This window comes from Geodermatophilus marinus (assembly GCF_003428645.1).
Lineage (GTDB): Bacteria > Actinomycetota > Actinomycetes > Mycobacteriales > Geodermatophilaceae > Geodermatophilus.
Genome location: NZ_QVQH01000005.1, coordinates 191523 through 210296 on the forward strand (window position 1 = coordinate 191523; position 18774 = coordinate 210296).

The window sequence follows — 18774 nt, forward strand, 5'->3', positions numbered from 1 at the left end:
CCCGCCTCCGTCCCCCGACCGCTGCACCCCCGGACCGCAGGCCCACGGGCCCCGCCCCTCGGGATCCCCGCTGCTCGGGACCCCTCGCCACCACGTCCCCCGGGACCGGTGGCCAGGCAGGCACAGTACTGGCGCGGCGGCTCGTCGTGACGGGAGGGACCGGCGCCGCGCCGCGGGGCGGCGCCCGGTGACGGGTGCTCCCGAGCCCGGCTTCCCGTGCCGGACGGCGTCCGGTTGGATCGGCAGGCACGGACGGTTCCGCGCCGGGACCCACGACGAGGACCGCGGGAGGACCTCTGTGTTCACGAAGGTGCTGGTGGCCAACCGCGGGGAGATCGCGGTGCGGGCGTTCCGGGCGGCCTACGAGCTGGGTGCGGGGACGGTGGCGGTGTTCCCGTGGGAGGACCGCAACTCCCTGCACCGGCTGAAGGCCGACGAGAGCTACCCGATCGGCGAGGTGGGCCACCCGGTGCGGGCCTACCTGTCCGTGACGGAGGTCGTGGAGGCCGCCCGCCGGGCCGGGGCGGACGCGGTCTACCCCGGCTACGGCTTCCTGTCGGAGAACCCGGACCTGGCCGACGCGTGCGCCCGGGCGGGGATCACCTTCGTGGGTCCGCCGGCGGAGGTGCTGGAGCTCACCGGCAACAAGGCCCGGGCCATCGCCGCGGCGCGGGAGGCGGGGCTGCCGGTGCTGGCCTCGACCGTGCCCAGCGCGGACGCCGACGCGGTGCTCGCCGCCGCCCGGGAGCTGCCGTTCCCGGTGTTCGTCAAGGCGGTGGCCGGGGGCGGCGGGCGCGGGATGCGGCGGGTCGCCGACCCGGCCGAGCTGCGCCCGGCGGTCCAGGCGGCCATGCGGGAGGCGGAGTCGGCCTTCGGCGACCCGACCGTGTTCTGCGAGCAGGCCGTGGTCGACCCCCGCCACATCGAGGTCCAGGTCCTGGCCGACGGCGCCGGGGACGTGGTGCACCTGTTCGAGCGGGACTGCTCGGTGCAGCGCCGGCACCAGAAGGTGGTCGAGCTGGCCCCGGCGCCGAACCTCGATCCGGCCCTGCGGGAGCGGATCTGCGCCGACGCGGTCGCCTTCGCCCGCCACATCGGCTACGTCAACGCCGGCACCGTGGAGTTCCTGCTCGACGCCGCCGGACGGCACGTGTTCATCGAGATGAACCCCCGCATCCAGGTCGAGCACACGGTGACCGAGGAGGTGACCGACGTCGACCTGGTGCAGGCGCAGCTGCGGATCGCCGCGGGCGAGACCCTCGCCGACCTGGGGCTCTCCCAGGGCACGATCGCGCTGCGGGGCGCGGCGCTGCAGTGCCGGATCACCACCGAGGACCCGGCCAACGGCTTCCGCCCGGACACCGGCCGGATCACGACCTACCGGTCGCCGGGCGGTGCCGGGATCCGGCTGGACGGCGGCGCCTCGCTCGGCGCGGAGGTCGGCGCGCACTTCGACTCGATGCTGGTGAAGCTCACCTGCCGCGGGCGGGACTTCGGCATGGCCGTGGCCCGGGCCCGGCGGGCGGTGGCCGAGTTCCGCATCCGCGGCGTGGCCACCAACATCCCGTTCCTGCAGGCCTTGCTGGACGACCCCGACTTCGCCGCCGGCCGGGTCACCACCTCGTTCATCGAGCAGCGCCCGCAGCTGCTGACCGCGCGCGCCTCGGCCGACCGGGGCACCCGGCTGCTCACCTACCTGGCCGACGTGACGGTCAACCGGCCGCACGGCGAGCGCCCGCACCTGGTCGACCCGGCCACCAAGCTGCCCGCGGTGGACCTGCGGCAGGCACCGGCGGCGGGCTCCCGGCAGCGGCTGGCCGAGCTGGGGCCCGCGGGGTTCGCCGAGGACCTGCGGACCCGCACCGCCCTGGCGGTCACCGACACCACGTTCCGGGACGCGCACCAGTCGCTGCTGGCCACCCGGGTGCGCACCAAGGACCTCGTCGCCGTCGCCGGCCACGTCGCCCGGACCGTGCCGGAGCTGCTGTCGCTGGAGTGCTGGGGCGGGGCCACCTACGACGTCGCGCTGCGGTTCCTGCACGAGGACCCGTGGGAGCGGCTGGCCGCGCTGCGCGAGGCGGTGCCCAACGTCTGCCTGCAGATGCTGCTGCGCGGGCGCAACACCGTCGGCTACACCCCCTACCCCACCCAGGTCACCGACGCCTTCGTCGCCGAGGCCGCGCGCACCGGCATCGACGTGTTCCGGGTCTTCGACGCGCTCAACGACGTGGCCCAGATGCGCCCGGCGATCGACGCGGTCCGCGAGACCGGGACGGCGGTGGCCGAGGTCGCGCTGTGCTACACCGGCGACCTGTCCGACCCCGGCGAGAGGCTCTACACCCTCGACTACCACCTGCGCCTGGCCGAGCAGATCGTCGACGCCGGGGCGCACGTCCTGGCGATCAAGGACATGGCCGGGCTGCTGCGCCCGCCGGCCGCCGCGACCCTGGTGCGGGCGCTGCGGGAGCGCTTCGACCTCCCGGTGCACCTGCACACCCACGACACCGCCGGAGGGCAGACCGCCACCCTGCTGGCCGCCTGGGAGGCCGGCGTGGACGCCGTCGACGGGGCGGTGGCCGCCATGGCCGGGACGACGTCGCAGCCGCCGCTGTCGGCGATCGTGGGCGCCACCGACACCACCGCGCGGGCCACCGGGCTGTCCCTGGCCGCCATCAACGACCTCGAGCCGTACTGGGAGGCGGTCCGGCGGGTCTACGCGCCGTTCGAGTCCGGGCTGCCCTCGCCGACCGGGCGGGTCTACACCCACGAGATCCCGGGCGGGCAGCTGTCCAACCTGCGCCAGCAGGCCATCGCCCTGGGGCTGGGCCAGCGGTTCGAGGAGGTCGAGGACGCCTACGCCGCCGCCGACCGGCTGCTGGGCCGGCTGGTCAAGGTCACCCCGAGCTCCAAGGTGGTCGGCGACCTGGCGCTGCAGCTGGTCGGGTCCGGGGTCTCGGTCGAGGAGTTCGCCGCCGACCCGGGGCGCTACGACCTGCCCGACTCGGTCATCGGGTTCCTGCGCGGCGAGCTCGGCGACCCGCCCGGCGGCTGGCCCGAGCCCTTCCGCACCCGGGCGCTGGAGGGCCGCCGTCCCGCCGAGCCGCCGGCGGAGCTGTCCGGGACCGACCGCGAGTGGCTGGCCAAGGACCCCCGCGGCACCCTCAACCGGCTGCTGTTCCCCGGCCCCACCCGCGAGTACCTCGCCCACGCCGAGGCCTACGGCGACGTGTCGGTGCTGCCGACCAAGGAGTTCCTGTACGGGCTGCGCCCCGGCGACGAGCACGCCGTCGACCTCGAGCCCGGCGTCACCCTGCTCATGGGCGTCGAGGCCGTCTCCGACCCCGACGAGCGGGGCATGCGCACCGTCATGGGCACGCTCAACGGCCAGCTGCGCCCCGTCGCGGTGCGCGACCGCTCGGTCGAGGCCGCGGTCAAGGCCGCCGAGAAGGCCGACCGCACCCAGCCCGGGCACGTCGCGGCGCCCTTCGCCGGGGTGGTCACCCTGCAGGTCGCCGAGGGCGACGCCGTCGAGGCCGGCCGGCCGGTCGCCAGCATCGAGGCGATGAAGATGGAGGCCGCCATCACCGCCCCCGTCGCCGGGACGGTGCAGCGGCTGGCCATCGGCGAGGTGCAGCAGGTGGAGGGCGGCGACCTGCTCGTCGTCCTCGGCTGAGCGCCGGGCCGGCATGGCGCCACCGGAGCGGGCCGACCGCCGCTTCCCCCGGCGCGTCTACGGCGTGGGGGAGGAGCCCGACCCGCGGTTCTCCCTGGCCAACGAGCGGACCTTCCTGGCCTGGATGCGCACGTCGCTGGCGCTGCTGGCGGCGGGTGTGGCGCTGGAGGCCCTGGACCTGCCGATCGCCGAGGGCGCCCGGCTGGCCGCCGCCCTGGTCCTCATCGCGCTGGGCCTGCTGGCGCCGGTGCAGGCCTGGTTCGGCTGGATGGCCACCGAGCGGGCGATGCGCTGCTCGCGCCCGCTGCCCTCGCCGCCGCTGAGCGTGGTCACGGCCGTGGGGACGACGGTCGCGGGCGCGCTGGTCCTCATCGGCCTGCTGGTGCGGTGAGCGGTCCCCCCGGGCCGGTCTTCGACGACGGCCTGCAGGCGGAGCGGACCGCCCTGGCCTGGCGCCGCACCGCGCTCGCGATGGCGGTCGGGGCGGTCGTGGGGGGACGCCTGGCGGCACCCGCGCTCGGCCTGGCCGCGCTGGTCGTCGCGGGGATCGGGCTGGCGCAGGCCGTGGCCGTCGCCGAGCTGTCCTGGCGGCGCTACCGCAGCGTCCACCGCTCGCTGTCCGGCCACGGGGACCTGACCGGCGTCCGGGCGGCGGGCCTGCCCATCGCCGCGCTGGCCTGCTCGGGCGTCCTCGTGGGGCTCCTCGCGCTGGCGTTCGTCCTCGCCGGCTGACCTCGGGCCGGGGGGAGGCGCGCCACCCCGGGCTGTCGACAGGATCGTTGACGATCCCGTCGACGGGCTGGGAGGGTCGGTGGCACCGGGCCCGCCGGATCGGAGGACGCGCGTGATCATCGACTGCCACGGCCACTACACGACCGCGCCGGCCGCCCACACCGCCTGGCGGTCCGAGCAGGTGGCGGCCTGGGAGGCCGGGAACGCGCCGCCGCCGTACCCGGGGATCGGCGACGACGAGATCCGGGAGACGATCGAGGCCAGCCAGCTGCGGCTGATGGACGAGCGGGGCATCGACGTCACGCTGTTCTCCCCGCGGGCCTCGGCGATGGCCCACCACGTCGGGGACGAGTCGGTCAGCCTCGAGTGGGCCCGCCGGTGCAACGACCTGGTGCACCGGGTGACCACGCTGTTCCCCGACCGGTTCGTCGGCGTGGCCCAGCTGCCGCAGTCGCCCGGGGCCGGCCTGGAGGGCTCGGTCGCCGAGCTGCGCCGCTGCGTGACCGAGCTCGGCTTCGTCGGCTGCAACCTCAACCCCGACCCCAGCGGCGGGCACTGGACCGCGCCCCCGCTGACCGACCGCTCCTGGTACTCCTTCTACGAGGCGCTGGTCGAGCTGGACGTGCCGGCGATGGTCCACGTGTCGGCCTCGACCGTCCCGGCGTTCCACGCGACCGGGGCGTACTACATCAACGCCGACACCACCGCGTTCATGCAGCTCGTGCAGGGCGGGCTGTTCACCGACCTGCCCGGCCTGCGGCTGGTCATCCCGCACGGCGGCGGTGCGGTGCCCTACCACTGGGGGCGCTACCGGGGGCTGGCCGACATGCTCGCCCAGCCACCGGTCGAGACCAACGTGATGGGCAACGTCTTCTTCGACACCTGCGTCTACCACCAGCCCGGCATCGACCTGCTGCTCGACGTGGTGGGCACCGGCAACGTGCTGTTCGGCTCGGAGATGGTCGGGGCGGTCCGCGGCGTCGACCCGCGCACCGGCCACCACTTCGACGACACCAGGCGCTACGTCGAGGCGGCCGGGCTGGACGACGCCGCCCGCGCCGCGGTGTACGAGGGCAACGCCCGCCGCGTGTACCCCCGCCTCGACGCGGCCCTGCGGCGGGCCGGGCGCTGACCGCCGTGCCGCCCCCGCCGCCGGGGTCGCGACCGGCCGCACCGCCCGTCCGGTCGCGGGTCGAGGACGCCCTGCGCCGGGCGATCGCCGAGGGCGAGTTCGCGCCCGGCTCCCGGCTGGTCGAGGCCGACCTGGTGGCGCGGTTCGACGCCGGCCGCAGCCACGTCCGGCTGGCCATCGACGCGCTGGCCGCCGAGGGGCTGGTGGAGCGCGTCCCGAACCGCGGGGCGCGGGTGCGGGTGGTCTCCACCGAGGAGGCCGTCGCGATCACCGAGTGCCGGATGGCCCTGGAGGCCCTCATCGCCGGCAAGGCGGCCGAGCGCGTCACCGACGCCGAGGCCGGGCGGCTGCGCGCCCAGCTGGGGGCGATGCGCGACGCGCTGGCGGCCGGCGACCTGCTCGGCTACTCCGCGCTCATCCAGGAGCTGCACGGCCTGCTGCACGCCGCCGCCCGCCAGCCGGTCGCCGCCGGCCTGGTCGACCGGTTGCAGGCGCAGCTGGTGCGCCACCAGTTCCGGCTGTCCCTGCGTCCCGGCCGGCCGCAGGTCAGCCTCGCCGAGCTCGGCGAGCTCGTCGACGCCGTCACCGGCCGCGACCCCGGCCGCGCCGCGGCGGCCGCCACCGCCCACTTCGCCAGCGTCATCGACGCGCTGGCCGCGTCCACCGGCTCCCCAGGAGGCACCCCGTGAGAACCGTCGTCGTCACCGATCCGCCCCGCGCCGACGCAGGGGACGCCGAGCGCCTCGGCGGCTTCGGCGTGGCCACCGTGCACGAGGCCCTCGGCCGGGTCGGCTACCTCGGCCCGGCGTTCCGGCCGGCCTGGCCCGGTGCCCGCACCGGGGGCACCGCGGTCACCGTGCTGTGCTGGCCGGGGGACAACCTGATGATCCACGTGGCCGTGGAGCAGTGCCGCCCCGGGGACGTCCTCGTCGTCGCGACCAGCTCGCCGTCCAGCGACGGGCTGTTCGGCGAGCTGTTCGCCACCGCGCTGGCGCACCGCGGCGTGCGGGGGGTGGTGCTCGGCTGCGGCGTGCGCGACGTCGCCGAGCTGCGCGAGATGGGCTTCCCCGCCTGGTCGACCGCGGTGAGCGCGCAGGGCTCGGTCAAGGCCACGCCCGGCGCGGTCAACGTGCCCGTCGTCCTCGGCGGGCAGACCGTCGCCCCCGGCGACGTGGTCGTCGCCGACGACGACGGCGTCATGGTGGTGCCGCGCGCCGACGTGCCGCGGGCACTCACCGCGGCGCAGGCCCGGGTCGACAAGGAGGACGCCACACGCGCGGCCTTCCGGCGCGGCGAGCTCGGCCTGGACCGCTACGGCCTGCGCGAGCAGCTGCCGGCCCTCGGCATCGAGCACGTCCCGTACGAGGCGTGGAGGGAGCAGCGGGGGTGAGCTACGACGACACCGGGGTCCGCTGCACCATGCTGCGCGGCGGCACCTCCCGCGGGCTCTACCTCGAGGCCGCCGACCTGCCCGCCGACCCGGCCGCGCGCGACGACCTGCTGCTGCGGCTCATGGGCACCCCCGACCCGCGGCAGATCGACGGCCTGGGCGGCGCGACCACGCTGACCAGCAAGGTCGCCGTCGTCTCGCCCTCCGCGGCGCCCGGGGTCGACGTCGACTACCTGTTCCTGCAGCTCGGCGTGGACGAGCCGACCGTCAGCGACCGGCAGAACTGCGGCAACGTCCTCGCCGGCGTGGGGCCGTTCGCCGTCGAGCGCGGCCTGGTGCCCGCCGGTGCGGAGCAGACCAGCGTCCGCATCCGCATGCTGAACTCCGGCAGCGTCGCCGTGGCCACCTTCCCGACGCCGGGTGGCCGGGTCGAGTACCGCGGGGACCGCCGGTGGGGCGACGTCCCGATCGCCGGTGTCCCCGGCACCGCCGCACCGGTGGCGCTCACCTTCGCCGACACCGCCGGCTCGGGCACCGGCCGGCTGCTGCCCACGGGGCGGGTCCGCGACACGGTGGAGGGCATCGACGTCACCTGCGTCGACAACGGCATGGCCGTGGTCGTCGCGCGGGCCGAGGCCTTCGGGCTCTCCGGGTACGAGTCGCACGCGGAGCTCTCCGCCGACGCCGGCCTGCTGGCCTGGGTCGACGCCGTCCGCACCGCGGCCGGGGAGCTGATGGGGCTCGGCGACGTCACCGGCACCTCGGTGCCCAAGACCGCGCTGCTCGCCGCCCCCCGGGACGGCGGCCAGGTGTGCACCCGGTCGTTCATCCCGGTCCAGCCGCACAGCTCGATCGGCGTGTTCGCCGCGGTCAGCGTCGTGACCGGCATGCTGCTGCCCGGCGCCGTCGGCCACGAGCTCACCGCCGGCTGGCCGGCCGGCAGCTCCCGGGTGGACGTCGAGCACCCGACCGGTCACCTGCTCGTCGACGTCGAGGTCGACGCCTCGGCCGACCCGCCCCGCGTCGTCCGCGCCGGCGTCGTCCGCACCGCCCGCAAGCTCTTCGACGGCACCGCCTTCCCCCGCTGAGACACCTGCGGCCCCGTCCTCCCACCCCCTCCCGCACGGACGAACACCGGAGCCCCGATGCCCCCGCTGCACGAGATCGCCCACCTCGGCCACGTCGAGCTGCGCACCCCCGTCCTCGAGCAGGGCGTCGAGTTCTGCACCCGCTACCTCGGCCCGACCTGCACCGGGGAGGCCGGCGACTCGGTGTTCCTGCGCGCCTGGGACGACCACGAGACGACCACGCTGACGCTCACCGCGCACGCCACCTCCGGGGTGGGCCGCACCCACCTGCGTGCCGCCGGCCCCGAGGCGCTGGCGCGCCGGGTGGCCGCCATCGAGGCGGCCGGCCGGGGGGTCGGCTGGCGGCCGGTGGACTGGACCGAGGCCGAGCGCGCCGAGGGTCAGGCCTGGGGGCTGGAGACGATCGAGACCTTCCACACCCACGGCACGCCGCCGGTGCAGCCGTGAGGATCGCCGTCCTCGGGCTGGGCGAGGCCGGCTCGCTGATCGCCGCCGACCTGGCCGCCGCCGGGGCCGACGTCCGCGGCTACGACCCGAAGGGCGTCGCCGTCGACGGCGTGCAGCCGCGGGCCGGCGAGGCCGAGGCGGTCACCGACGCCGACCTGGTGCTCAGCGTCAACAGCTCCCACGACGCGATGACGGCGCTGGGCACCGCGCTGCCGGCGCTGCGGCCGGGCACGCTGTGGGCCGACCTCAACACCGCCAGCCCCGGGCTCAAGGTCTCCCTCGCCGAGCGGGCCGCGGCGCAGGGGGTGCCGGTGGTCGACGTGGCGCTGATGTCGCCGGTCCCGGGCAAGGGGCTGCGCACCCCCATGCTCGTCTCCGGCGACGCCGCCGGTCGCTACGCCGGGGCGCTCCGCGGGCTGGGCGCCGAGGTGACCGTGCAGCCGGGCCCGGTGGGGGAGGCCATCTCCCGCAAGCTGCTGCGCAGCGTGTTCTACAAGGGGCTGGCCGCCGCGGTCGTCGAGGCGCTCACCGCGGCCGAGGCCGCCGGGTGCGCGGACTGGCTGCGCGGCAACATCGGCACCGAGCTCGCCGCCTTCGACGAGCGGACCATCGACCGGCTGGTCGAGGGCACCCGCACGCACGCCCGGCGGCGGGCCGACGAGATGGCGGCGGCCACCGAGCAGCTGGCCGAGCTCGGCGTCCCGGCGCGGGTCGCCGCGGCCGCCCGGGACCTGCTGGTGCAGCTCCGGGACGCCCCACCGGCGTAGCCGGCCGGGCGCGGGACCCTACGGCGCGGCGCGGTGGATCTCGTAGCCGGGGAACGCGGGGATCTCCTCGTCCACCACGACCGGCAGCGGCGGGTCGGTGCCCACCGCCGCCGCCTTCATCCGGCAGTGCAGCTCGGGGCGGACGTGGATGGCGACGGGTTCGGCCGCTCCCGGGCGGCGGGCCTCGGCCAGCAGCTCCTCCGACAGGGCGTCCGTGTCGGTCTGCGGGATGGCGGTCACGGCCGTGCCTCTCCGACGGGACGCCGGCGTCCCCGGGGGACCGGGTGCCGTGGACCGGCGGTCCGCGAGGTGTGCTCTCTGCTCACGCCTCGATGACCTACCCGATCACCGGGCCGGGTGCGCGGAAGTCCCCGTCTCGCCACGAAGTCGTCACCGACCCGTCGCACGCGGCCGGGGCGGGGCGGGCAGCGGGGCCGGACGGGTGGCTTGACGCCGGGTCGCCCGGGTGCGTGGATGGGCCGCCCGCCCCGCCGATCCCGGAGGTCCCCGACCCGTGACCGCGACCCTCCCGCCCCGCGCCCGGGGCACCGGCCGCCGGCTCGCCGACCGGGCGCTGGGCCGGCTGCTCCGGCTGCCGCCCCCGACGACCGGCTGCACGGTCACCAGGGACGTGCGCATCCCGATGCGGGACGGCCAGGTGCTCCTCGCCGACCACTGGGCGCCCGAGGGGCCGGCGCTGGGCACGCTGCTCCTGCGGTCCCCGTACGGGTGGAGCGGACCCATGGCCGCCCTCCACGGCGGCGTCTTCGCCGCCCGCGGCTACCACGTCGTGCTCGCCCGGTGCCGGGGCACGTTCGGCTCCGGCGGCGACTTCCGGCCGATGGTCCACGAGGTCGAGGACGGGGCCGACACGGTGGCCTGGCTGCGCGAGCAGCCGTGGTTCGGCGGCCGGTTCGCCACGCTCGGGATGTCCTACCTCGGCTTCACCCAGTGGGCGCTGCTCGTGGACCCCCCGCCGGAGCTGGCCACGGCGATCGTGCAGGTGGGCCCGCACGACTTCGGCGAGTCGGTCTACGCCGGCGGGGCCTTCGCGCTGGCCGACTTCCTCGGCTGGAGCGACATGGTCGCCGCCCAGGAGGAGGTCCGCGGGGTGCGCGGGGTGGTCCGCTCGGCCACGGCGCCCCGCCGGCTGGCGCCGGCCCTGGCCGGTCTCCCGCTGGCCGACGCGGGGGAGGCGCTGCTGGCCGGCCGGGCCGGCTGGTACCGCGACTGGGTCAGCCGCCGCGACCTCGACGACCCGTTCTGGGCGCCGATGCGGCTGGGCGTGGCCCTGGACCGCGTCCGCGTGCCGGTGCTGCTGCACACCGGCTGGCAGGACCTCTTCCTCGAGCAGTCCCTGGCCCAGTACGCCCACCTGCGCGCCCGCGGCCGCGACGTCGCGCTCACCGTCGGACCGTGGACGCACCTGCAGGTGCTCACGCGCGGCGCCGGCCCGCTGCTGCGGGAGTGCCTCGACTGGCTGGGCGAGCACCTGGCCGGCACCGCGGCAGGAACCGCGGCAGGGACAGCAGGACGCACCCGGCCGGAACCGGTGCGGGTGCACGTGACCGGCGCGGGGGAGTGGCGCGACCTGCCGCACTGGCCCCCGGCGACCACCGAGCGGGTCCTCCACCTCGCGCCCGGCGGGGCGCTCGCCCCCCTCGCGCCCCCGGCGACCGCCGGCCCGGCCCGCTTCCGGTACGACCCGGCCGACCCCACGCCCACGGTCGGCGGGCGGCTGCTGGGCGCGGGCAGCGGCTACCGCGACGACCGGCGGCTGGCCGCGCGGGACGACGTCCTCGTCCTCGACTCGGCCCCGCTGCCCGCGCCGCTGGAGATCGTCGGGTGCCCGGTCGTGGAGCTGGCGCACACCAGCGACAACCCGCACGTCGACCTCTTCGCCCGCGTCTCCGAGGTCGACGCCCGCGGGCGCTCCCGCAACGTCAGCGACGGCTTCCGTCGGCTCGACCCGGCCGCGCCGGACGGCGTCGTCCGGCTCGAGCTGGACGCCGTCGCGCACCGCTTCGGCGCCGGGTCCCGGGTGCGGCTGCTCGTCGCCGGCGGATCGCACCCGCGGTTCGAGCGCAACCTCGGCACCGGGGAGGACCCGGCGACCTCCGCCCGCACCGCCCCCTCGCACCGGAGCATCACCCTCGCCGGCGGGGCCTCCCGGCTCCTCCTGCCGGTGCCGACCGCCGGGTCCTCCGACCCGCCCCCGCAGCCCGACCCACGGACGGAGACAGCATGACCACGGCCGAGACCGACGCCGCCGCGAGCACGCGGCCGCCCACCGCGCACGCCGCCGACAGCCACGACGTGATCCGCGTGCACGGCGCGCGCGAGAACAACCTCAAGGACGTCAGCGTCGAGCTCCCCAAGCGGCGGCTGACGGTCTTCACCGGCGTCTCCGGCTCGGGCAAGAGCTCGCTGGTGTTCAGCACGATCGCCGCGGAGTCGCAGCGGCTGATCAACGAGACCTACAGCGCCTTCGTCCAGGGCTTCATGCCGACGCTGGCCCGCCCCGAGGTCGACCTGCTCGACGGGCTGACCACCGCGATCATCGTCGACCAGGAACGCATGGGGGCCAACCCGCGGTCGACCGTCGGCACCGCCACCGACGCCAACGCGATGCTGCGGATCCTGTTCAGCCGGCTCGCCGAGCCGCACATCGGCCCGCCGAGCGCCTACTCCTTCAACACGCCGTCGGTCACGGCCAGCGGGGCCATCACCGTCGAGCGCGGGGCCCGGACCAAGCGGGAGAAGGCCACCTTCACCCGCCTCGGCGGCATGTGCCCCCGCTGCGAGGGCATGGGCACGGTCAACGACATCGACCTCACCGCCCTCTACGACGACAGCCGGTCGCTGGAGGACGGTGCGCTGACCATCCCCGGCTACAGCATGGACGGCTGGTACGGTCGGCTGTTCCAGGGCGCCGGGCTGGACATGGGCAAGCCGATCGCTGCGTACACGAAGAAGGAGCTGCACACGCTCCTGTACGCGGAGCCGACCAAGATCAAGGTCGAGGGCATCAACCTGACCTACGAGGGCATCGTCCCGCGCATCCAGAGGTCGATGCTGTCCAAGGACGTCGAGGCGCTGCAGCCGCACGTCCGGCGCTTCGTCGAGCGGGCGGTCACCTTCACGACCTGCCCCGACTGCGACGGCACCCGGCTGGCCCCCGAGGCCCGGGGCTCGACGATCCGGGGCAGGAGCATCGCCGACGTCTGCGCCATGCAGATCAGCGACCTCGCCGACTGGGTCCGCGACCTCGACGAGCCCTCCGTGGCCCCGCTGCTCGCCGGCCTGCAGCACCTGTTCGACTCCTTCGCCGAGATCGGGCTGGGGTACCTCTCCCTCGACCGCCCGGCCGGCACGCTGTCCGGCGGCGAGTCGCAGCGCACCAAGATGATCCGCCACCTCGGCTCCTCGCTCACCGACGTGACCTACGTCTTCGACGAGCCCACCATCGGCCTGCACCCGCACGACGTGCAGCGGATGAACGGCCTGCTGCTGCGGCTGCGCGACAAGGGCAACACCGTGCTCGTCGTCGAGCACAAGCCGGAGACCATCGCGATCGCCGACCACGTCGTCGACCTCGGCCCGGGTGCCGGCACCGCCGGCGGCGAGGTGGTCTTCGAGGGCACGGTCGAGGGCCTGCGCCGCGCCGGCACCCTCACCGGCCGGCACCTCGACGACCGGGCGTCGGTGAAGCCGTCGGTCCGCACGCCGTCGGGCGCCCTCGAGGTGCGCGGCGCGGCCACGCACAACCTGCGGGACGTCGACGTCGACATCCCGCTCGGCGTGCTCGTCGTCCTCACCGGCGTGGCCGGCTCCGGCAAGAGCTCCCTGGTCCAGGGCTCGGTGGCCGGCCGGGACGGCGTCGTGGTGGTCGACCAGACCGCGATCCGGGGCTCCCGGCGCAGCAACCCCGCCACCTACACCGGGCTGCTCGACCCGATCCGCAAGGCGTTCGCGAAGGCCAACGGCGTGAAGCCGGCCCTGTTCAGCGCCAACTCCGAGGGCGCCTGCCCGACCTGCAACGGCGCCGGGGTGGTCTACACCGACCTCGGCATGATGGCCGGCGTCGCCAGCACCTGCGAGGTCTGCGAGGGCCGGCGCTTCCAGGCCGCCGTGCTCGGGTACACCCTCGGCGGCAAGGACATCAGCGAGGTGCTCGCCATGCCGGTGGCCGAGGCGGAGGAGTTCTTCGGGGCCGGCGACGCGCGCACCCCCGCGGCGCACGCGATCCTCGACCGGCTGGCCGACGTCGGGCTGGGCTACCTCACCCTCGGCCAGCCGCTGACCACGCTCTCCGGCGGCGAGCGGCAGCGGCTCAAGCTGGCCACCCAGATGGGGGAGAAGGGCGCCGTCTACGTCCTCGACGAGCCCACCGCGGGCCTGCACCTGGCCGACGTCGAGAACCTGCTCGGCCTGCTCGACCGGCTGGTCGACTCCGGCCGGTCGGTCGTCGTCATCGAGCACCACCAGGCGGTCATGGCGCACGCCGACTGGATCATCGACCTCGGTCCCGGTGCCGGCCACGACGGCGGCCGGATCGTCTTCGAGGGGACCCCGGCCGACCTCGTCGCCGCCCGTCCCACCCTCACCGGCGAGCACCTCGCGGACTACGTCGGCGCCTGACGCCGACCGGTCCGGGCCGGCCCTGCCCGCCGCCGGCGGCGGGGACGGCCCGGACGGTGGGACGCTGGGGGCGTGACGGGGGTGGTCGAGGGCGCGCGTGCCCGGTTCCGGGCCCGGGTCTCCGGCGACCCGACCGGCGCGCCGGCGTGGGTGCGCGACATCGCACGGGTGGGCAGCGGGCCCGGGTGGTTCGCACCCGACGGCGTGGTGTGGCGCGTGCACGGCGACCTCGCCACGCTGGTCGGCGGCGTCGCGGCACTGCTGGGGCAGGCCGCCCACCCGCTGGCGCTGGCCGGCGTGGAGCGGCACTCGGCCTACCGCGACGACCCGTGGAAGCGGCTGGCCGGCACCGCCCGCTGGCTCGTGGTGAGCACCTTCGGCTCGGCCGAGCTCGCCGAGCGGGAGGCCGCCCGCGTGCGCCGGATGCACACCACCGTCCGGGGCACCGCGCCCGGCGGGCGGCCCTACTCCGCCCAGGACCCGGCGCTGCTGCGCTGGGTCCACCTGGCCTTCACCGACGCCTTCCTCGCCGCCCAGCGCGCCGTGGGCACCGACCTCACCCGGCGCTTCGGCCGGCGCTGGCCGGACGCCTACGTCGCCGAGTGGGCCCGCAGCGCGGCCGCGCTCGGGGCGACCGACCTGCCGGCGAGCGAGGCCGAGCTGGCCGCGGCGCTGGCCGCGTGCGTCCCCGACCTGGAGCCGGTGCCGGAGCACCTGCGGACCTTCCTCGCCGCGCCACCCGGGCTGGCGGGCGTGGAGGAGGTCTTCTACCGCGGCCTGGCCGGCGCCGCCGCGCTGCTGGTGTCGCCGTCGGTGGCGCCGTTCGCGGGCGTCCCCGGCCGGCGCGGGCCGGGAGCGGTGCGGCTGCCCGCGACGACCCTGCAGCTGCGGGCGCTGCGGGCGGCGCTGGGCCCCCGCAGCCCGTCGGAGGAGGCCGCGCGCTGGCGGCTGGGGACGGGCCCGGCACCCGGGTGGGCCCGCGCTCAGTAGTGGATGGCGCCCCGGGTGCCCCCGCCGACCGCCACCGCGTCCCCGGTGATGCCGGCGCTGCGGGCCGAGGCGAGGAACACGACGACGTCGGCGACCTCGGCCGCGGTGACCAGCCGGCCGATGCTCGTGCCCGCCGCCAGGGCGCGCTCGGCCTCGGCGGGCGTCGTCCCGTCCCGCTCGGCCCGCGCGGCCACGACCTGCGGGGTGCGCTCGGTGACGGTCGTGCCCGGGTGCACCACGGTCACCGTGATGCCGGCCGGGCCGAGCTCGTCGGCCAGGTTCTTGGTCATCGCCGCCACGGCCACGTTGCGCACCGAGCCGACCAGCGAGCCGGAGAGCCGCGCGTTCAGCCCGCTGACGTTCACGATCCGGCCCCAGCCCGCCGCGGCCATGTGCGGGGCCACGGCGCGGGCGAAGCGCAGGTAGCCGAGCACCTTGGTCTCGACCTCCTCGCGCAGCGCGTCGTCGCGCAGGTCGGCCAGGGGCGGCACGGGGGCGGAGGAGGCCGGCCGCGCCGCGGCGTTGACCAGCACGTCGACCCCGCCGAGCACGGCCACCACCCGGTCGACGACCGCGCGCACCGCGTCGTCCTCCCGGGTGTCGGCCGGGCAGGCGAGCACGGTGGTGCCGTGCCGCCGGACGCGGGCCGCGGCGGCCTCGAGCGCGTCGCGGTCCCGGGCGACGAGCGCGACGTGGGCCCCCTCGGCGGCCAGCCCGTCGGCGACGGCCAGCCCGATGCCGCGGCTGCCGCCGGTCACGATCGCCCGCCTGCCGCCCAGCCCCAGGTCCACCTGCGCGCTCCCTCCCTCCCGAGGAAGAGGAAGCTATACCCGTGTCCCGGGGTCGCGGACGTGGGAAGAGCTTCCTATGCCCGGGCCGTGCCGGCGAGGCGGGCCTCGAGCAGCTCCCGGGGGAGGACCACCTGCACCGTCGTCCCGGTGCCGAGCTCGCGGCCGGCGGCGTCGGTCGCGGTGCAGGCGCAGGTCAGCCGGTTGCCGCGCACCTCGGTGCAGCGCGCGGTGAGGACGACGACGTCCCCCACGCGGGCGGGGGCGAGGTGCTCGACCGACACCGACCGGCCCACGCCCTCCTCGCCCGGCTCCAGGTGCTCGAGCAGCAGCGTGCGCCCGGCCTCCTCGAAGTGCTTGGCCATCGTGTAGGTGGCGTACACCGGGTGCACCGGGCCGAGCCGGTCGAAGTGCACGGTCATCTCGGGGGTGACCACGACCTCCAGGGTCGCGCTCGCCCCGACCGGGATCTCGCGCACCTCAGGCGTCGAAGTCGACGGTGACGGCGTCGGTCACCGGGAGCGACTGGCAGGTGAGCACGTAGCCGGCCTCGACCTCGGCGGCCTCCAGCGCGTAGTTGCGGCGCATCTCGACCTCGCCGTCGGTGACCCGCGCCCGGCAGGTGCCGCACACCCCGCCCTTGCAGGCGAAGGGCAGGTCGCCGCGCACCTTCTGCGCCGAGTCGAGCACCGGCACGTCGCGGGGCAGCGCCAGGGTCGTGGTGCGCCCGTCGAGGACGACGGTCACCTGGCTGCTCGGCCCCTCGACGGTCTCCTCGTCACCGCGCACCGGCTCCGGCGGGACGTCGTCGACGTAGAACAGCTCCTGGTGGACCTTCTCGGCCGGCACGCCGAGCTCGGCGAGCAGCTCGCGGGCGTCGGAGACCATCCCGTGCGGGCCGCACAGCCACCAGTGGTCCACGTGCGGGGCGTCGACCAGGTTGCCGACGAGGGTGCGCAGCCGGTCGCCGTCGAGCCGGCCGCTGGTCAGCTCGGCGTCGCGGGGCTCGCGGGAGAGCACGTGCACCAGCTGCAGCCGGGTGCCGTAGCGGTCCTTCAGGTCGGCCAGCTCGTCGGCGAACATGACCGTGTTGGTGCGCCGGTTGCCGTAGAAGACGGTGACGGTGGACTCCCCGTCGCGCAGCACGCTGGCGGCCAGCGACAGCGCCGGGGTGATCCCCGAGCCGGCGACGACGAACACGTGGTCGGCGGGCACCGACAGGTCGGCGGTGAAGGTCCCCGACGGCGGGAGCACCTCGATCTCGTCGCCCGGCCGGACCTCGTGCACCAGGTAGGAGGAGAAGAAGCCGCCGGGCACCTCGCGCACGCCGACCCGGGGCGCGGCGCCCACGGGCGCGCAGATGGAGTACGACCGGCGCTCGTCGCGGTCGCCCTCCACCCGGCGCAGCGTGAGCGCCTGGCCGGGCCGGAACACGTAGTCCTCGGCCAGCTCCTCGGGGACGTCGAAGGTGACCGCGACGGCGTCGTCGGTCAGCTGCTCGACGCGCGCCACCTTCAGCGGGTGGAACCGCGGCCGGCGGCGGGTGGTGGGTGCGGTCACGGCCTCAGATCTCCTTGACGTGCTCGAACGGCTCGCCGCAGCTGCGGCACCGGCGCAGGGCCTTGCAGGCGGTGGCGCTGAACTCGCTCTGCTCGACGGTGTCGGCCGAGCCGCACAGCGGGCAGTCGGCGGTGCGGCGGGTGGGGCCCAGCTGGAGGGGCACCGGGCCTGCCGCGCGCACCGGCGCCCGCCCGGGCGGCGCGATCCCGCCCTCGGCGAGCTTGCGGCGGCCGGCCTCGCTGATCCAGTCGGTGGTCCAGGCGGGGGAGAGGACGGTGCGGACGTCGACGTCGGCGAACCCGGCCCGGTGCAGGGCGTGCACCAGGTCGGCGCGCATGACCCCCATGGCCGGGCAGCCGCTGTAGGTCGGGGTGATGTCGACGACCACGGTGCCGTCGTCGTCGACCCGGACGTCGCGCAGCACGCCCAGGTCGGCGAGGGTCAGCATGGGCAGCTCGGGGTCGGTCACCGTCTCGGCGACCACCCGGGCGTCGTCCACGGTGCGCGTCGTCCCCCCGGTCACGGCCGTCACCACGTCGCCGCCGGGTGCTGCCGGGCCAGGCTCTGCATCTCGGCGACCAGCTCGGCCAGCTCCGGGCCGTGCTGGCCGGACCGCCCGCGCGGCGCGGTGGCGGCCGGCCAGGCCGGAACGGTGAGCGTGGCCCGCTCGAGCACCGTGGTCAGGACCCCCTCGACCTCCTCGCGCAGCCCGGCCGGGTCCACCGCGACGCCGGCGTCCACCAGGCGCTGCTCGACGTCGGTGGGGGTGAGGACGTCGGCCAGCAGCGGCCAGACCGCGTCGACGCCCTCCTGCGCCCGGCGGTGCGACTCCGCGGTGCCGTCGCCCAGCCGGAGCACCCAGCGGGCGGCGTGGTCGCGGTGGTAGGTGAGCTCGTGCACGCCCTTGGCGGCGATGGCGGCCAGCACCGGGTCGCGGGACCCCCGCAGCCGGGCGAACAGCGCCAGCCGCACGGTCGAGGCGACCAGCAGCCGGACCACCGTGCGGCCGAAGTCGCCGCCCGGCGCCTCGACCAGGCCGGTGTTGCGGAACTCGTCGGGGTCGCGGAAGTAGGCCAGCGCGTCCTCGTCCGGGATGCTGTCGGTCGCCTGCGACCGGGACCGGCCCAGCACGCCCGTCGAGCCGGCCCGGGCCAGCAGCAGCCGGGCCTGCCCGAGCAGGTCGAGGGCGACGTTGGCGACGGCGACCTCCTCCTCGAGCTCGGGGGAGGCGGTGACCCACTGGGTGAGCCGCTGCGCCAGGACCAGCGCGTCGTCGCCGAGCATCAGGCAGTAGGTGCCCAGGTCGGCCGGGTCGACGCCCTCGGGCACGGTGGTGTCGACCCCGGCCAGCGGGTCGTCGAACCCGGTGCCGAAGGCCCAGTGCCCGTGGTCGTCCGCCGCGTTGGCCAACGCGTCGTACACCGTCTCCTCGTGCGCCATCTGGCGGCTCCTTCTGCTGGTGATGCACTTCGGACCCTGAGCCGCATGCAACGGCTCCACGGGGCCCGCAGGGCCGCCCTCTCCCGGGGCCCTCGGGGATGGCCCCCTCCCAGGGGCCCTGGTGAG

At 76.4% G+C, this 18774-nt stretch carries 18 protein-coding genes; 12 read left to right on the plus strand and 6 right to left on the minus strand.

The features are described 5' to 3' along the window. Positions 1-298: 298 nt before the first annotated feature. The 9 genes from D0Z06_RS08060 (at position 299) to D0Z06_RS08100 (ending at position 9229) form a co-directional block, all read left to right on the plus strand. Positions 299-3673, plus strand: coding sequence for a pyruvate carboxylase (locus D0Z06_RS08060; protein ID WP_117376848.1), 3375 nt, complete (start codon positions 299-301; stop codon positions 3671-3673). Positions 3674-3686: 13 nt separating this feature from the next. Continuing rightward, positions 3687-4064, plus strand: a complete 378-nt coding sequence (locus D0Z06_RS08065) for a YidH family protein (RefSeq protein ID WP_117376849.1) — start codon at positions 3687-3689, stop codon at positions 4062-4064. Beyond that, on the plus strand, positions 4061-4405 hold the full coding sequence (locus tag D0Z06_RS08070; RefSeq protein ID WP_117376850.1) for a DUF202 domain-containing protein: 345 nt from the start codon (positions 4061-4063) through the stop codon (positions 4403-4405). Before D0Z06_RS08065 ends, D0Z06_RS08070 begins: the two co-directional genes overlap by 4 nt. A 112-nt stretch (positions 4406-4517) precedes the next feature. Continuing rightward, positions 4518-5537, plus strand: coding sequence for an amidohydrolase family protein (locus tag D0Z06_RS08075; protein ID WP_117376851.1), 1020 nt, complete (start codon positions 4518-4520; stop codon positions 5535-5537). Between the two features lie 5 nt (positions 5538-5542). Beyond that, complete coding sequence (locus D0Z06_RS08080) at positions 5543-6226, plus strand: GntR family transcriptional regulator (protein ID WP_117376852.1); 684 nt, start codon at positions 5543-5545, stop codon at positions 6224-6226. Next, complete coding sequence (locus tag D0Z06_RS08085; protein WP_117376853.1) at positions 6223-6927, plus strand: 4-carboxy-4-hydroxy-2-oxoadipate aldolase/oxaloacetate decarboxylase; 705 nt, start codon at positions 6223-6225, stop codon at positions 6925-6927. The genes D0Z06_RS08080 and D0Z06_RS08085 overlap by 4 nt, the downstream gene beginning before the upstream one ends. Further along, positions 6924-8015, plus strand: a complete 1092-nt coding sequence (locus D0Z06_RS08090) for a 4-oxalomesaconate tautomerase (RefSeq protein ID WP_117376854.1) — start codon at positions 6924-6926, stop codon at positions 8013-8015. The genes D0Z06_RS08085 and D0Z06_RS08090 overlap by 4 nt, the downstream gene beginning before the upstream one ends. A gap of 57 nt (positions 8016-8072) precedes the next feature. Continuing rightward, a complete protein-coding gene (locus tag D0Z06_RS08095) occupies positions 8073-8462 on the plus strand; it encodes a VOC family protein (protein ID WP_199522206.1) in 390 nt (129 codons plus the stop codon). Continuing rightward, positions 8459-9229, plus strand: a complete 771-nt coding sequence (locus D0Z06_RS08100; RefSeq protein ID WP_117376855.1) for an NAD(P)-dependent oxidoreductase — start codon at positions 8459-8461, stop codon at positions 9227-9229. Before D0Z06_RS08095 ends, D0Z06_RS08100 begins: the two co-directional genes overlap by 4 nt. A gap of 18 nt (positions 9230-9247) precedes the next feature. On the opposite strand, the gene D0Z06_RS08105 is transcribed toward D0Z06_RS08100, so the two are convergent. Further along, positions 9248-9469 (minus strand): hypothetical protein, encoded by a 222-nt coding sequence (locus tag D0Z06_RS08105; RefSeq protein WP_117376856.1) that lies wholly within the window; start codon positions 9467-9469, stop codon positions 9248-9250. A gap of 274 nt (positions 9470-9743) precedes the next feature. Here D0Z06_RS08105 and D0Z06_RS08110 point away from each other — a divergent pair, with 274 nt between their 5' ends. The 3 genes from D0Z06_RS08110 (at position 9744) to D0Z06_RS08120 (ending at position 14860) form a co-directional block, all read left to right on the plus strand. Further along, entirely contained in the window at positions 9744-11477 is a 1734-nt protein-coding gene (locus tag D0Z06_RS08110) for a CocE/NonD family hydrolase (RefSeq protein ID WP_199522207.1), read from the plus strand. After that, a complete protein-coding gene (locus D0Z06_RS08115; protein WP_117376857.1) occupies positions 11474-13870 on the plus strand; it encodes an ATP-binding cassette domain-containing protein in 2397 nt (798 codons plus the stop codon). The genes D0Z06_RS08110 and D0Z06_RS08115 overlap by 4 nt, the downstream gene beginning before the upstream one ends. Before the next feature lie 72 nt (positions 13871-13942). After that, a complete protein-coding gene (locus tag D0Z06_RS08120) occupies positions 13943-14860 on the plus strand; it encodes an oxygenase MpaB family protein (RefSeq protein WP_117376858.1) in 918 nt (305 codons plus the stop codon). Here D0Z06_RS08120 and D0Z06_RS08125 read toward each other — a convergent pair. From D0Z06_RS08125 to paaC, 5 genes are all read right to left on the minus strand, one after another. Next, positions 14854-15651 carry an SDR family NAD(P)-dependent oxidoreductase gene (locus D0Z06_RS08125; protein WP_117376859.1) on the minus strand — a complete coding sequence of 266 codons (798 nt, stop codon included), beginning with the start codon at positions 15649-15651 and terminating at the stop codon, positions 14854-14856. The genes D0Z06_RS08120 and D0Z06_RS08125 overlap by 7 nt on opposite strands. 74 nt (positions 15652-15725) lie before the next feature. Continuing rightward, positions 15726-16127 (minus strand): thioesterase family protein, encoded by a 402-nt coding sequence (locus D0Z06_RS08130; RefSeq protein ID WP_117376860.1) that lies wholly within the window; start codon positions 16125-16127, stop codon positions 15726-15728. 1 nt (position 16128) lies between these two features. Next, a complete protein-coding gene (paaE, locus tag D0Z06_RS08135; protein ID WP_117376861.1) occupies positions 16129-17208 on the minus strand; it encodes a 1,2-phenylacetyl-CoA epoxidase subunit PaaE in 1080 nt (359 codons plus the stop codon). 4 nt (positions 17209-17212) lie between these two features. Then, positions 17213-17731 (minus strand): 1,2-phenylacetyl-CoA epoxidase subunit PaaD, encoded by a 519-nt coding sequence (gene paaD / locus D0Z06_RS08140; RefSeq protein ID WP_233517531.1) that lies wholly within the window; start codon positions 17729-17731, stop codon positions 17213-17215. Positions 17732-17736: 5 nt separating this feature from the next. Next, positions 17737-18648 carry a 1,2-phenylacetyl-CoA epoxidase subunit PaaC gene (gene paaC, locus D0Z06_RS08145; RefSeq protein WP_117376862.1) on the minus strand — a complete coding sequence of 304 codons (912 nt, stop codon included), beginning with the start codon at positions 18646-18648 and terminating at the stop codon, positions 17737-17739. Positions 18649-18774: the final 126 nt, after the last annotated feature.